The following is a 14056-nucleotide window of genomic DNA, read 5'->3' on the forward strand; positions in this document are numbered from 1 at the left end:
CGGCCGGCCGGTGGGTCAGGCGGCGGCGAGGCGGGTCAGCACGTCACCGATCCGCTCCCGCACCGGCGGGTCGGCGACCAGGCCGTCCGGGCCGACCGACCCGCGGTCCAGCGGGATCCGGACGCAGGCCTCGTCCAGGACGGCCGCGCCGGTGTAGCCGAGGACGGTGCGCAGGGTGGCCTCGGCGCCCCCGCCGCGGCCGGGGGCGGCGCAGTTGATCCAGGCGGCCGGCTTGTCCGTGATCTCGACCCCGCCGACCGTCCAGTCCAGCAGGTTCTTGAACGCGCCGGGCAGCGTGCCCGCGTACTCGGGGGTGCAGATCAGCAGCGCGTCGGCGGCCTCGATCGCCGCACGCAGTCCGGCGACCGTCTCCGGCAGCGGGTCGGTGTCGTGGTCGGGGTTGAAGTGCGGCAGCGCCGCCAGCCCGTCGTAGTAGGTGACGCGCAGATCCGGGATCCCGGCGGCGATGTCGGCGGCCGTCCGCAGCACCGTCTCGTTGGAGGATCCGGCGCGGAGGCTTCCGGGCAGCAGCAGGATGTGACGCTCGTTCGGCATGCCGAGGAACCTACTCCCCGACCCCCGCTGCCGGGCAACGGGTTTCACGGCACGACCACCGTGCGCCAGGGCACCGGGCTGGAGAGGATCATCGAGCTGGACGGCTGGCCGTAGGTGCCGAGCCGGTCGCAGAGCCGCTCGAACTCGGCCATCGTGGGCACCGCCACCAGCAGCACGCAGCAGGCCCCGCCGGTGACCCGGTGCAGCTGGAGGACCTCCGGCCAGGTCGCCACCTCCGGGTCGCGCAGCACGCAGCGCGGGCCGTAGCACTGGATCTGGACCAGCGCGGTGATCGGCAGGCCGGAGCGGGTGAGATCCACGTGGGCGTGGTAGCCGGTGATCACCCCGTCCGCCTCCAGCCGGCGGACCCGTTCGGCCACCGCGGGTGCGGACAGGCTCACCCGGCGGGAGAGTTCGTTGTACGAGAGCCTGGCGTCGGCCTGGAGCTCGGCGAGCAGGCGGCGGTCGACGGCGTCCATGACGGCTCCCGGGAGTGGCTGGAATGCGGCTGGAATCGGTGGTCCTGCCGATCGTAAAGGGAATCGGCGGAACACCTCGCGAACAACAGCCCGAGAGGCGGTTGCGGTGCGCGGAGGCCATTCAACTGGGGGCCGAACCGCCGCACAATGGGGCCCCCGGTGGAACCAGGCCGTCCGTCTGGTCACCGGGCCCGGGCAACGATGCCCGGCCGTCAGGAGGGATCGGGATGGGGCACGACACGGTGGAGACACCCAGCCTGTCGTTCGTCAGGGGCGGGGAGCCGGGTCGAGGCACCCCCTACGCCCGCTACGCGCGCCTGGAGGAGCTGCACAGCCTGCAGCATCCGCTCAGCAAGGCGCCGGCCGAGATGTCGTTCATCGTCACCACGCAGGTGATGGAACTGCTCTTCGGCCTGCTGCGGCACGAGTGGACGCTCGCCCAGCAGGCCCTGCGCGAGGACGACCTGCCGGCGGCGCTGGCCGCCCTGCGGCGCGGCACGCACGTCCAGGACGTGCTGACCGAGTCCTGGGACCTGCTCGCCACCATGACGCCGCAGGAGTTCAACTCCTTCCGCGCGCTGTTCGGCGAGGCCTCGGGCTTCCAGTCCTCGGCCTTCCTGCACCTGGAGTTCCTGCTCGGCAACAAGAACGCCGCGCTGCTGAACATGTACGAGGACGCGCCGCAGACTCGCGCCGAGCTGGCCGGGGCGCTGCGCTCCCCCAGCCTGTACGACGACGCACTGGCCGTGCTCGCCCGCCGGGGGCTGGCCGTCCAGCACCTGCCGTCCGAGCAGCGCCACCACGCCAGCGCGGAGGTCGCGCAGGCGTGGCTCCGGGTCTACGCCGAGCCGGAGTTCGCCGACCTCCGGCCGCTCGCCGAGGCGCTCCTGGACGTCGCCGAGCGGGTCACCCGGTGGCGTCAGCGCCACCTGAACGCGGTCAAGCGGACGATGGGCGGCAAGCCCGGCTCGGGCGGCTCCAGCGGGCTGACCTGGCTGCGCAAGTCGGCCGACCAGGACGTTTTTCCGGAGCTGTGGTCCATCCGGGACGAGATGTGAGCGAGGGGCTGGGCATGATCACGGGCACGATCACGCGCGAGGAGTGCGCGGCGCTGGACGCCGTCGACCCGCTGGCGGCGTTCCGCAAGGAGTTCGCCCTGCCGGACGGGGTCATCTACCTGGACGGGAACTCGCTGGGGGCGCTGCCGGTGCGCACGCCCGAGCGGGTGCGTCAGGTGGTCGAGGAGGAGTGGGGCCGCGAGCTGATCCGCAGCTGGAACGACGCCGGCTGGTTCGAGCAGCCGTACGCGCTCGGCCGCCGGATCGCGCCGCTGGTCGGGGCCGGCGCGGACGAGGTCGTGGTCTGCGACACCACCTCGGTGAACCTGTTCAAGGTGCTCTCGGCGGCGCTGCGGCTGCGCCCGGGGCGCGGCACGGTGCTCGGCGACGTCGAGGCGTTCCCGACCGACCTGTACATCGCCGAGGGCGTGACCGGCCTGGTCGAGGGCGCGCGCAGCGTGCTGATCCGGCCGGAGGAGCTGGACGCGCACCTGGACGGCGACGTCGCCGCGGTCGTCCTGTCGCACGTCGACTACCGCACCGGCGAGCTGCTCGACATGGCCGGGATCACCGCGCGCGTGCAGGCCGCGGGCGCGCTGATGATCTGGGACGTGTGCCACTCGGTGGGCGCGCTGCCGGTCGAGCTCGGCGCCGCGGGCGTGGACTTCGCGATCGGCTGCACCTACAAGTACCTGAACGGCGGCCCGGGTTCACCGGCCTTCCTGTACGTCGCCGAGCGGCACCTGGCGGCCGGTCCGGTGCAGCCGCTGAGCGGCTGGTTCGGACACGCGCGGCCGTTCGCGTTCGAGCCCGGGTACGACCCGAAGGCGGGCATCGGGCGGTTCCTGTGCAGCTCGCCGTCCCTGCTCGGCCAGGCCGCGCTGGGCGCGAGCCTGGACGTGTGGGAGCGCGCCGACCTGGCGGCCGTGCGGGCGAAGAGCCTCGCGCTGACCGACCTGTTCATCGCACTGGTCGAGGGCCTGGACGGGATCGAGGTGGCGACCCCGCGCGAGCACGCCCGGCGCGGCAGCCAGGTCGCGCTGCGGTACGCCGACGGCTACCCGGTGGTGCAGGCGCTGATCGCGCGCGGCGTGATCGGGGACTTCCGCGCGCCGGACCTGATGCGCTTCGGGTTCACCCCGCTCTACCTGTCCCGCACCGACGTCTGGGACGCGGCCCGGCACCTGGCCGAGGTGCTGGAGAGCGGCGAGTGGCGGGAGGAGCGGTTCTCCCGTCGGGGCGAGGTGACGTAGCCGGCCCCCACGTGACGAAGGTCATGCCTCGGCAAAGTTCGACGCACAACACCCCTGGGGACGCTCCTTCGTGACCGTTCGTCAGAAAACCGGGGAGGTCACGTGGAACTCGAACTCGGCCCGCTCCAGCCGGATCCGGGCCAGCTGGCCCTCGGGCTCGCTCTGCTCTTCCTGATGATGGGCGCCCTCGGCCTCGGCATCATCCCGCGGATCGAGCGGGTCCGGGCCGAGCGGTGGGAGGCGACCGAGGGCCGCGCCGAGCGGGCCGAGGCCGTCCGCGCCGAGGCCGAGGCCGTGCAGGACGCCGCCCGGCGGCAGCTGGCGGACGCCCGGCACGAGGCCGCGCGGATCCGCCAGGAGTACGCCGCGCAGGGCGCGGCAGCCATCGAAGCGGCCCGCGAGGAGGCCGTCCGGGACCGCGACCGGCTGGTCGCGGCCGCGCACGCGCAGCTCGCCGCCTCCGGGGAGCTGGCCGCCGTCCGACTGCGCCACGACGTCGGGGAGTTGGCCGTCGACCTGGCCGGCCGGGTGGTCGGCGAGTCGGTGGGCGCGATCGCCGCGCGGCGCGGCACGGTGGACCGGTTCTTCGCGGAGCGCTGAGCACCCGACCGGCGGCGGGCCCCTCGCCCTTGCGCGAGGGGCCCTTCCCCGCGCTCGGCCGGCGACGGTCAACTCCCCGACCAGGCGCCGGTGCACGTCGAAGGCGGGCTTGCGCGCGGGCCCATGGCCTAGGTTTGGGGACATGACCACCGAGGACCAGAACCGGCACCAGGGCCGGTCCGCCCCGCTCGTCGCCGTCGCCTCCGCCGAAGCCGTCCTGCGCCGACCCGAGGTGGGCGAGCACCTGCTCACCGACCTCGAACGGCAGCGCGCCGCGCGCTTTCGGACGGAGTCCGGGCGGGCCGACTTCACCGCCGGCCACCTCCTGGTCCGGCTCTGCGCCGCCCAGTTGCTCGGCGTCCCGGCCACCGGCCTCACCCTCGCCCAGGAGTGCCCCGACTGCGGCCGGGCCGACCACGGCAAGCCGTTCCTCCCGGACCACCCGGACGTGCACGTGAGCCTCTCGCACACCCGGGGCGTGGTCGCCGCCGCCGCCGGCTTCGAGCCGGTCGGCGTGGACGTCGAGCTGGCCGCGCGCGGCCGCTCCCTGAGCGAGGTCGCGCAGCGGGTGCTCGCCCCGGCCGAGCTGGCCCTGGTGCGGGCGGCCGCGGAACCGGACCGGGCCTTCCTGCGGCTGTGGGTGCGCAAGGAGTCGCTGATCAAGATCGGGCGGACCAGCATGGACACGCTGTCCGCGGTCGACCTCTCCGCCCTGCCCCTGGCCGTCCCGGCGGACGGCCCGCTGCGCAGTCGGCACCAGGACCTGCACTTCCTCGACTGGACGGACCCGGAGCACGGCGCGGCGGTGGCGGCGGTCAGCACCGCCGAGCCGCGGGTCGTGGAGCTGACGGCCGGGGTCTGACCCGAGCGGTGGGCGCCGGGGTAAGCGGTGTTAGCGTGCCTGGTCGGGCGCCGGACCGCGGACGCCCCGCCGAATCGCTGCCCACCGCCGGATTAAGGGTGTCCTCGCCATGGCCAAGTTCCTGCTGAGCCTGCACGTCCTCGCGTCGGTCCTGTTCATAGGCCCGGTCGCGGTGGCCGTCAGCATGTTCCCGCGCCGCGCGAAGGCGGCGCTGGCGGGTGGGCCCGACCAGGCCGCCGACGCCGGGGTGCTGCGGATCCTGCACCGGATCACCCAGGTCTACGCGCTGCTGGGGGTGGCGGTGCCGGTGCTGGGCATCGGGCTGGCCCAGGTGATGGACGTGCTCGGGCAGTCCTGGCTGATCGCCTCGATGGTGCTGACCGCGATCGCCGCGCTGGCGCTGCTGCTCTTCGTGCTGCCCGGCCAGCAGGCGGCCGTCGACGCGCTCGCCCCGGAGACCGGGGACGAGCAGCGCGAGAAGGCCGTGCGCGGGCTGAAGACGCTGCCGATGACGGCCGGCGTCTTCAACCTGCTCTGGGCGGTCGTCGTGGTGCTGATGATCATCCGGCCGGGGTCGAGCACCGGCGTCTGAGCCTGTTCTCACGGGAGGGCGGGCCGTCGGAGGGGGACGCCCGCGCGCTTGACCGCGCGCGCGACGATCGCCGTCTCGGCGCGGGCCACCCCGAGCGGGCCGAGGGTGTCGGTGACGAACCGGTAGAGCCCGGCGTGGTCCGGGCAGAACACCGCGGCCATCAGGTTGGCCGGGCCGCTGGTGGCGAACACCCCGTGCACCTGCGGCTGCCGGGCCAGGGCCGTGCCGGTCTCGGCGAGCCGGCCGGGCGGCACGTCCAGCCAGAGGTTGGCGTCCACGGCCAGGCCGAGCAGCCGGGGGTCGACGGTGGCGTGCGTGCGCAGCAGCCCGGCCTCGTCGAGGCGGTGCAGCCGGCGGCGGACGGTCGACTCGGGTGCGCCGACGGCCGCGGCGAGGGCGGCGTGCGGCTGCCGGGCGTCCTCGGTGAGCCGGTGCAGCAGCGCGCGGTCCAGCTCGTCCAGCGGCGGGGGCGTCCGCGGGCGGGGCACGGACGGCCGGGCGAGCGCGGCGGTCTCGTCCGCGTCCAGGTACCCGGCCTGCCACTGCCCGGCGTCGGCGAAGGCGTGCAGGACGGCGTGGGTGGTGGTCTCGGTGACGGCGGCGGTCGCGGGCAGCTGCCCGTACAGCAGGCGGTCGCGGGCGCCGGCGTCGCTCAGCATGACGGCGCCGATCTCCTGGCCGCCGAGCATCACGTCGACGAACGGGACGTCCGGGCGGTCGGCCAGCGCCTTCGCGATGGTGTCCACCGTGCCGCGCAGCACCCGCACGCGCAGCAGCAGCGCGCCGACGGCCGCGTCCTCGACGTCCGGCATCCGCACCACGCGCAGCACGCCGGCCTCGCGCATCCGGGCCAGGCGGCGGGTGACCGTCCGGGCGGACACGCCCAGCACCTCGGCGATCCGGCCGGTCTCGGCCCGGCCGTCCACCTGAAGGGCGCAGACCAGGCGGCGGTCGAGGAGGTCGAGCACGGTGTCCGGATCCGCTACTGAGAGGTCCATGCTGTCCGATCTCCGTCGCCCGAGGCCGTTCGAGCGTCCCGTTCGTCAGGCCTGACGGTACTCCTTGTCCTGCGCGGCCGGGCAGTCCGGCCGGGAGCGGAAGTGGGGTACGGGCGATGGGAACGACGACGGAGATGCAGCCGCTGGTCGAGGGCGTGGAGGCCGCGGTGCGCGAGGTCGGCGCGAAGCTGGCGGCGCGACGGCCCGTCGAGCCGGTCCCGGCCCGGACGGCCGAGGAGGCCATGGCGCGGTTCGCCGAGACGGACGGGCCGGCCGCCGCCGAGCTGCGGCGGCGGCTGACCGCCCTGCGCCCGGAGGCCGGCTGGATCGGCGACGAGTTCGCGGACACGGTGCCCGCCGAGGGCGAGTGGTGGCTGTGCGATGCCACCGACGGCGCGGTGCAGTACCTGCTCGGCCTGCCGTACTGGGCCGTCACCGCGACGCTCGTCCGGGACGGCCGGGCCGTGCTGGCCGTGGTGCACGCGCCCGAGGTGGCCGGCGGACGGACCTACCGGGCCGTGCTCGGCGGCGGCGCCCGGTTGGACGGGCGGCCGATCGCGCCGCTGCCGCGCGAGCTGGGGGCGGCCGTCGCCGCGACCAGCCAGCCGCCGACGGTCGCCGGCGACCCGGTGGCCCTGCGCCGGGCGGGCGAGTCGCTGTCCGCGATGGCCGGCGCCGTCGTCGCGGTGCGCAACCTCGGGCCGACCGCCCTCCAGGTGGCGCAGGTCGGCTCCGGACACCTCGCGCTGTTCTGGCAGTACGGCCTCGACGCGCCCAACCTTCTGCCCGGCGCGCTGGTCGCGAGCGAGGCGGGCGCGACGGTGACGGACGCCACCGGGGCGGCCTGGACGGCCGCGTCCGACGGCTTCCTCGCCGCCGCGCCCGGGCTGCACGCGGATGCGGTCGGGGTGTTGCGGGCGGTCGGCTGAGACGGGGCACCGTCACTTCGGGGCACCGTCACCTGAGGCCGAACAGGCCGGCCGCGTTGTCGTGGCAGACCGCCCGCAGCCACTCCTCTCCCAGGCCCAGCCCGGCCAGCGCCTCCAGCTGGTGGACGTACCGGTACGGGATGTTCGGGAAGTCGCTGCCGAGCAGGACGCGGTCCTGGAGCCCGCGCAGGCGCGGGAGTTCGCCTCGCGGGAACGGGACGTCGGCCTCGGCGAAGTCGGTGAACGCGATGGTGGTGTCCAGCCGGACGGCCGGGTGGCGCTCGGCGAGGTCGAGGAAGTCCCGGTACTCGGGCATGCCGAGGTGGGCGACCACCAGCACCAGCCCGGGGTGGCGGGCCACCACCTCGCCGATCGGGCCCGGGCCGGTGAACTTGCCCGGCACCGGCCCGGATCCGCAGTGCGTCACCACCGGGGTGCCGCTGTCGGCGAGCAGCCCCCACACCTCGTCCAGCCGCTCGTCCGTGGGGTCGTAGCCGCCGACCTGGAGGTGCGCCTTGAACACCCGGGCGCCCCGGTCGATCGCGCGCGCCACGTACCCGGCCGCCCCGGGCTCGGGGAAGAACGTGGCGGTGTGCAGGCAGTCCGGGGTGCGGGCGGCGAAGTCGGCGGCCCACGCGTTCAGCCAGGCGGCCATGCCCGGCTTGTGCGGGTAGAGCATGGACGTGAACGCGCGGACGCCGAACTCCCGCAGCCGCTGGACGCGTTGCTCCTCGGCCTCGCGGTAGGTGATCGGCCAGGCGCGGTTCACCAGCGGGCCGGCCGCGTCGAAGTACGCCCACACCTTGTCGAGGACGTTCTGCGGCATGAAGTGGGTGTGCACGTCGATCAGGCCGGGCAGGCCGAGGGCCTGCCAGAACTCCCGTACGGCTACGGCTTCCCGGCTTCTCACGCGGGCACCGGGCGGGCGCGGTCGATGATCCCGGCGACGTCGACGCCGGGCGGCAGGGTGCCGAACGCGGCGCCGTGGTCGCCGCCGAGGCGGGTCGCGCAGAACGCGTCGGCCACCGCCGGGCTGCCGTAGCGGACCAGCAGCGAGCCCTGGAAGGCCAGCGCCATCGCCTCGACCAGGCGGCGGGTGCGGTACTCCAGGTCCGTCAGGTCGGTGAACTGCTTGCGCAGTTCGGCGACGGCCGCGTCCAGGCGGCGGTCCGCGCCGGCGGCGGCGTCGAGTTCGCCCAGGAACGCCTCGACGCTCTCCGGGCGCCTGGCCATGGCCCGCAGCGCGTCCAGGGCGGCGACGTTGCCCGAGCCCTCCCAGATCGAGACCAGCGGCGCCTCGCGGTAGAGCCGTGGCATGCCGGACTCCTCGACGTAGCCGTTGCCGCCCAGGCACTCCAGCGCCTCGGCCGCGTGCGCCGGACCGCGCTTGCAGACCCAGTACTTGGCGACCGCCAGCCCCAACCGCCGCACCAGCGCCTCGTTCCCGTCCCCGGCGAGGGCGAGGTCGGTGGCGTGGGCGAGCCGCATGGCGACGGCCGTGGCGGCCTCGGACTCCACCACCAGGTCGGCGAGCACGTTGCGCATCAGCGGCTGGTCCACCAGCGCCTCGCCGAACGCCCGCCGGTGCAGGGCGTGGTGGACGGCCCGGGTCACGCCGTAGCGCATGCCGGAGGCGCCGCCGATCGTGCAGTCGAGGCGGGTCATGTTGACCATCTCGATGATGGTCGGCACGCCCCGGCCCTCCTCGCCGACCAGCCAGCCGACCGCGCCGTCGTACTCCAGCTCGGCGGAGGCGTTGGACTTGTTGCCGAGCTTGTCCTTGAGCCGCATCAGGTGGAGGCGGTTGCGGCTGCCGTCCGGGAGCACACGCGGCAGCACGAAGCAGCTGAGCCCGCCCGGTGCCTGGGCGAGCGTCAGGAAGAGGTCGGACATCGGCGCGGAGGTGAACCACTTGTGGCCGGTCAGGCGGTACGTGCCGTCCGCGTGCGGGGTGGCCGTGGTGGTGTTGGTGCGGACGTCCGAGCCGCCCTGCTTCTCGGTCATCGACATGCCGGCGATCAGCCCGCGCTTGGTGCGCGGCTCGCGCAGCCCGTAGTCGTACTCCTTGGCGGCCAGCAGCGGCTCGAACTCCGCGGCCAGGGACGGGTTCGCGCGAAGGGCCGGGACGGCGGCGTAGGTCATCGAGATCGGGCAGGTGTGGCCCGCCTCGACCTGGCCCCAGACGAAGAACTTGGCCGCGCGGGCGGAGTGGGCGCCGGGCCGCTCGTCCCGCCAGGGGGCGGCGTGCAGGCCGTGGGAGACGGCGGTGCGCATCAGCTCGTGCCAGTACGGGTGGAACTCGACCTCGTCGATCCGGTGGCCGAAGCGGTCGTGGGTGCGCAGCACGGGCGGGTTCTCGTTGGCCAGCCGGCCCCACTCGGCGGCCTGCTCGGAGCCGGCCAGGCGGCCGAGTTCGCGCAGCTCGGGCTCGGCCCAGGCGGCGCCGGCCCGGTGCAGGGCGGCGAGCAGGGTCGGATCGGCGGCGGTGTCGTGTCCGTACGGCAGGGGCACCTGGTTGGTGACCTCATGCGTCGCTGTCATCGCGTCCTCCCAGGGCACGCAGGGTGAAGGAGACCAGGGCGGGGACCACCTCGGCGGTGGCCCGTTCGGGTTCGGCCGGCTCGGCGGCCAGCGGGCCGGCCAGGGCCTCGCCGACCGCGCCGACCAGGGCGGCGGCGGTCAGCACCGGGTCCTGGCCGGGCAGCCGTCCGGCGGCCACGGCGGCGGCGATCTCGGTGGCGATCACGTCGCGGAACGCCCGCCGGAACACCAGGCGTTCGGTGTCCACGACCGCGTCGGCCGGCTCGACCAGCAGCGCGTACGCCAGCCGCGGCGCGCGCAGGGCGCGGGCGGCGAAGGTCTCGACGACGGCGGCGATCCGCTGCTCGGGCGTCTGCCGGCGGGCGGCGGCGGCGTTCACCGCGGCCATCTCGTGGTTGACCACCCGGCGGAACAACTGCACCGACAGCTCGGCCTTGTTGGCGAAGTGCTGGTAGAGGCTGCCGGTCGCGATCCCGGCGCGGTCCGCGACCGCGGCCATCGTGCAGCCGCCGTAGCCGCGCTCGGCGAGCAGGCCGACGGCCGACTGCAGCACGGCCTCGCGCTGGGCGTCCAGGCGGGCTTGGACGGCGGGCGTGCGTCGGTAGGCCATGGAAGTATTGAAGCACTGATTCATCGCTTCGGGGAGGGGTCGCCGCGGCGGGCCCCGGGTGCGCGAGGACGGCTTCCGGGCGGGCGAGGGCCGTCCCCGGATGCGCGAGGGCCGCCCCCGGATCCGGTCCGGGGGCGGCCCTGTGGTGACGCGTTCGGGCTACAGCGGGTGGCGCTCCAGCTTCTGGCCCTCCTCGTCGAGCGGGCCGAACGGCGGGATCTGCTGCTGCGACTTCGCGAGCGAGCGAGCGGTGTCCTGGTCGCCGGCCAGACCGGCCCACTCCAGCACCTTGGCGGTCGCCTCGGCCGACTCGTCGGCCGGCAGCTTGCCGATGTTGGAGCCGTGGTTGCCGCCCGGGACGGTGTAGACGTAGCTGTCCTCACTGCCCCGGCCCAGCTCGAACGGCTTGGCGCCCCACGGGTCGTTGCCGCCGTAGACGAAGATGATCCGCTCGGCGTGGTGCTTCACCCAGCGGTCGATGTCGGGCATCGCCTTCGGGTTGAAGGTCGTCGGGATCTCCTTGGGCACGTACGCGCGCGGCGAGTACAGCTCCTTGTAGTCGTAGCGCAGGAGGTCCTTCAGGTACGAGACGTCGAAGTACGGCGCGCCGAGCTCGGTCGCGGCCTGGTAGTAGTACGCGGTGTACTTCGCGAGGCCCTGGTCGCTGGCGCTGGTCACGCCCTCCTGCGCGTCGAACCACTTGTACAGCTCGTCGTCGGTCGCGGTGGCCGCCACCGGGACCTTGGCGCAGTCGGACTCCATGCTGTACTGCCAGAAGCCCCAGACCACGTCGAGCACGCTGCCCTCGTAGGCCCGGTCCAGCGACCCGATGACGTTGAAGGTGGAGCCGGCGGCCTTGTTGTCGGCCTCGTACCGGGGCGCCAGCCGGTCCCGGCGCACCAGCAGCTCGCGCTGGACGGCGTTGAGCGCGGCCCGGCACTCGGGGGTGCCGACGCGCTGGAAGAACTCGGTGTACGGCGCGTCGTCGTCCACGTCGGTGTTGTTCGGCGCGACGTAGGCGATCGTGCCCGCCACGTCGTCCGGGTAGAACCGGCGGTAGTAGGTGGAGGACATCCCGCCCTTGCTGGCGCCGGTGGAGAGCCACTCGCGCTGGTAGATCTCCTTGAGCGCGGTCACGATCCGGTGCGAGTCCGCGGCCGCCTGGCGGATGCCGGCCTTGGACCAGTCCGCCGGCTCCGGGCGCGACGGGGTGAAGAACCGGTACTCGATGGAGACCTGGTTGCCGTCGACCAGCCGGGTCGGCTCGGTGCGCGAGGGCGTGGTGCCCAGCGTGTAGCCGTTGGTGTAGAAGACGGTCGGACGGTCGTAGCCGCGGTGCAGCACGCTGATGCGCTGCTGGAAGGTGCCCAGCCAGGGGCGGAAGTGGTCGATCGGCTGGGTGTAGGTGAGGAGGAAGTAGCGGTGGTCGGCGTCGGTCGGCTTCTCCTCGGTGATGGCCATCCCCGGGATCGCCGCGAGGCGGTCCTTGATGTCCGCGGTCGGGTCGGCGGCGACGTCGCGCTGCGCGTGGGCGGCGCCCGCGGCCGCGCCCTGCGCGAACGCCGGGGCCGCCAGGCCGCCGCCGGCGGTCAGCAGCGGTATCAGCAGGGCGGAAACCAGCAGTCTTCTGAACCTGGTGCTCCGGGTGCTCATCAACTCTCCATCTGGTCAACGGATATGACAGCTGCCTTGTCGGCACTAACTCTGCGGTGCTGGTGGTGCGGTGGCCGTCCGGTGGACGGCCGAATGGGCCACCCGCCGGGTGGCGGGCGACCCATCGGGAAAGGTGCCGGTCAGGGGCGGGGCAGGACACAGCCGGGCAGGGTGAGGTCGAGTTGGTTCCCGGCACCGAAGCAGGGCGGGATGATGTACGTCTCCTGGGCGTAGCCGATGCCCTGGTGGACCGTCACCGCGCCGGCCTGGTCGACCTCGCACGGGTTGTTCAGCGTGCAGGACTGGCCGTTCTCGTTGATCGTGTTGTTGACGGCGACCAGGAGACCGGTGTTCGCGTCGACCACCGGCGAGCCCGAGGTGCCGCCGATCACGTTGCAACCGGAGGTGTAGCGGACCGAGTCCTTGAACGTCCAGTCGGCCTCCCGCAGCTGGTACGCGAAGCCGTCGACCGAGCAGGAGTAGATCCGCTTCCAGTAACCGGAGACGACCCGGATGTCGGCGCCCTGGGCGGGGTGGTCGGCGGAGATGGTCAGCGGGGCTATCCCGAACTGCGCCCGGATCGCGTCGTAGCTGGAGTCGAGCTGGTAGATCGACACGTCGGTGTCGGTCATGGCGCCGTAGACCACCTTGACGGCGTTCAGCGTGCCAAGGTCGGCGCCCGAGCCGTCGAGCAGGGTGAACGTCCGGCTGGACGGCTGGTCGGTGACCACCTGGCCGGGGCCGGGCATGCCGGACTCCAGGCAGTGGCCGTTCGACAGGACCAGCGCGGGGTCACTGTCGGCCGAACCGGGCATCCGGACCAGCGAGCCGGAACAGTTGTCGAGCGCCACCGTGCCGGTGAAGTCGACGGCGGCGAGCGCCGGGGCGGTCGCGGTGTGCGCGGTGTGCGCAGCCTTGGTGACCGTGGTCGCGGCGTCGGCGGCCGTGGCGTGGGCAGGGCCGACTCCGGCCAGTGCGGTGGCTCCGGCGACCAGGACCGCGGCGAGCATGCCTATGAGCGGCTTCCTCATGAGAGACCTCTCGGTGTGGGGGTCCACCAAAGCTGTCGCGGACATGACGCAATGTCAAGAGGTCCGCCGCCGTGGAGAGGTCACCCGGGAGGGCCGGGGCACACCCCGGCCGCGGTCACCGATTCGGGCCGACCGGCGCGCTCAACTCCCCTGCCAGTGACGCCGACCGAGGCTGATCAGGCGCAACTGCAGCCGGGCCGTCGCGGCGATCCGCTCCTCGCGGGCCGGATCGGCCTCCTGTGCCTCCAGGAAGGCGGCCGCCGTGGACACCATGTGGTCCACGTACAACTCGGCGAGCATCCGCAGGTCGTCCTCGCTCCAGCCCGCCGAGACCGGCTGGAGCCCGAGGGCCGCGCCCACCTCGGCGGCGAAACGGCCGAGTTCGGCGTCGATCGCCTCCCGCACCCGCCGGACGCCGCCGTGCCGCTCACGCGCGAGGAAGCGGACGTGCGCGCGGTTCTCCCGGACGTGCCGCCGGATGACCTCGACCGCACGGTCGATCAGCTCCTCGGCGCCGCCCGCCCCGACGAGCACCGAGCGGATCATCAGGTGCAGACTGGCCAGCGACTCCTCGACCAGCGCGACGCCGAGCGCGGCGAGGTCCGGGAAGTGCCGGTAGAACGCGGCCGGCGAGAGGCCGGCAGCGCGGGTGACCTCGCGGACGCCGAGGCTCGCGAGGTTCTGATCGGCCAGCAGGCGCAGCCCGGCGTCCAGCAACGCCCGGCGGCTCTGCTGCTTCTGGGCCTGTCTGACGCCGACGTTCCGGGACTGCTCGGCTTCTGCACTCCGGGCCGGCTCGGCCCCCTCGATGTGATTCACGCCATTCAGTAAACAACTGTTTGCTGAACCTGGCCAGCCCGGCGTAGAGTGAGGACGACTCAGTGAACACTTGTCA

Annotated in this window: 15 protein-coding genes; 6 read left to right on the forward strand and 9 right to left on the reverse strand. The window is 73.8% G+C overall.

Going from position 1 to position 14056, the window contains the following annotated elements:
• Nucleotides 1-15: 15 nt before the first annotated feature.
• Nucleotides 16-555, reverse strand: a complete 540-nt coding sequence (locus ACWCXH_RS17365) for an NADPH-dependent FMN reductase (protein ID WP_449802270.1) — start codon at nucleotides 553-555, stop codon at nucleotides 16-18.
• A 44-nt stretch (nucleotides 556-599) separates the two neighbouring features.
• Nucleotides 600-1034: an Lrp/AsnC family transcriptional regulator gene (locus ACWCXH_RS17370; RefSeq protein ID WP_449802271.1), complete on the reverse strand. Its 435-nt coding sequence runs from the start codon at nucleotides 1032-1034 to the stop codon at nucleotides 600-602.
• A 227-nt stretch (nucleotides 1035-1261) separates the two neighbouring features.
• Between ACWCXH_RS17370 and ACWCXH_RS17375 the strand changes: the two genes are divergently transcribed.
• From ACWCXH_RS17375 to ACWCXH_RS17395, 5 genes are all read left to right on the forward strand, one after another.
• On the forward strand, nucleotides 1262-2092 hold the full coding sequence (locus ACWCXH_RS17375; RefSeq protein ID WP_449802272.1) for a tryptophan 2,3-dioxygenase: 831 nt from the start codon (nucleotides 1262-1264) through the stop codon (nucleotides 2090-2092).
• 14 nt (nucleotides 2093-2106) lie between these two features.
• A complete protein-coding gene (gene kynU / locus ACWCXH_RS17380; RefSeq protein ID WP_449802273.1) occupies nucleotides 2107-3345 on the forward strand; it encodes a kynureninase in 1239 nt (412 codons plus the stop codon).
• A 102-nt stretch (nucleotides 3346-3447) separates the two neighbouring features.
• Nucleotides 3448-3945 (forward strand): F0F1 ATP synthase subunit B family protein, encoded by a 498-nt coding sequence (locus ACWCXH_RS17385; protein ID WP_449802274.1) that lies wholly within the window; start codon nucleotides 3448-3450, stop codon nucleotides 3943-3945.
• A gap of 142 nt (nucleotides 3946-4087) precedes the next feature.
• The gene (locus ACWCXH_RS17390) at nucleotides 4088-4807 is read left to right on the forward strand and encodes a 4'-phosphopantetheinyl transferase family protein (RefSeq protein WP_449802275.1); all 720 of its coding nucleotides are present in this window, start codon (nucleotides 4088-4090) and stop codon (nucleotides 4805-4807) included.
• 109 nt (nucleotides 4808-4916) lie between these two features.
• Nucleotides 4917-5399, forward strand: coding sequence for a DUF2269 family protein (locus ACWCXH_RS17395; protein WP_449802276.1), 483 nt, complete (start codon nucleotides 4917-4919; stop codon nucleotides 5397-5399).
• Nucleotides 5400-5407: 8 nt separating this feature from the next.
• Here the strand turns inward: ACWCXH_RS17395 and ACWCXH_RS17400 are convergent, their stop codons facing one another.
• Nucleotides 5408-6397 (reverse strand): Lrp/AsnC family transcriptional regulator, encoded by a 990-nt coding sequence (locus ACWCXH_RS17400; RefSeq protein WP_449802277.1) that lies wholly within the window; start codon nucleotides 6395-6397, stop codon nucleotides 5408-5410.
• Nucleotides 6398-6513: 116 nt separating this feature from the next.
• Here ACWCXH_RS17400 and ACWCXH_RS17405 point away from each other — a divergent pair, with 116 nt between their 5' ends.
• On the forward strand, nucleotides 6514-7326 hold the full coding sequence (locus ACWCXH_RS17405; RefSeq protein ID WP_449802278.1) for an inositol monophosphatase family protein: 813 nt from the start codon (nucleotides 6514-6516) through the stop codon (nucleotides 7324-7326).
• Between the two features lie 28 nt (nucleotides 7327-7354).
• On the opposite strand, the gene ACWCXH_RS17410 is transcribed toward ACWCXH_RS17405, so the two are convergent.
• The 6 genes from ACWCXH_RS17410 to ACWCXH_RS17435 form a co-directional block, all read right to left on the reverse strand.
• Nucleotides 7355-8236, reverse strand: coding sequence for an amidohydrolase family protein (locus ACWCXH_RS17410; RefSeq protein ID WP_449802279.1), 882 nt, complete (start codon nucleotides 8234-8236; stop codon nucleotides 7355-7357).
• Nucleotides 8233-9867, reverse strand: a complete 1635-nt coding sequence (locus ACWCXH_RS17415) for an acyl-CoA dehydrogenase family protein (protein ID WP_449802280.1) — start codon at nucleotides 9865-9867, stop codon at nucleotides 8233-8235. The genes ACWCXH_RS17410 and ACWCXH_RS17415 overlap by 4 nt, the downstream gene beginning before the upstream one ends.
• Entirely contained in the window at nucleotides 9851-10477 is a 627-nt protein-coding gene (locus ACWCXH_RS17420) for a TetR/AcrR family transcriptional regulator (RefSeq protein WP_449802281.1), read from the reverse strand. The genes ACWCXH_RS17415 and ACWCXH_RS17420 overlap by 17 nt, the downstream gene beginning before the upstream one ends.
• Nucleotides 10478-10636: 159 nt before the next feature.
• Nucleotides 10637-12130 carry a S28 family serine protease gene (locus ACWCXH_RS17425; RefSeq protein WP_449802282.1) on the reverse strand — a complete coding sequence of 498 codons (1494 nt, stop codon included), beginning with the start codon at nucleotides 12128-12130 and terminating at the stop codon, nucleotides 10637-10639.
• 140 nt (nucleotides 12131-12270) lie between these two features.
• Complete coding sequence (locus ACWCXH_RS17430) at nucleotides 12271-13161, reverse strand: trypsin-like peptidase domain-containing protein (RefSeq protein WP_449802283.1); 891 nt, start codon at nucleotides 13159-13161, stop codon at nucleotides 12271-12273.
• Between the two features lie 141 nt (nucleotides 13162-13302).
• Entirely contained in the window at nucleotides 13303-13980 is a 678-nt protein-coding gene (locus tag ACWCXH_RS17435) for a TetR family transcriptional regulator (RefSeq protein ID WP_449802284.1), read from the reverse strand.
• Between the last annotated feature and the right edge of the window lie 76 nt (nucleotides 13981-14056).

Source organism: Kitasatospora sp. NPDC001660 (assembly GCF_053596725.1).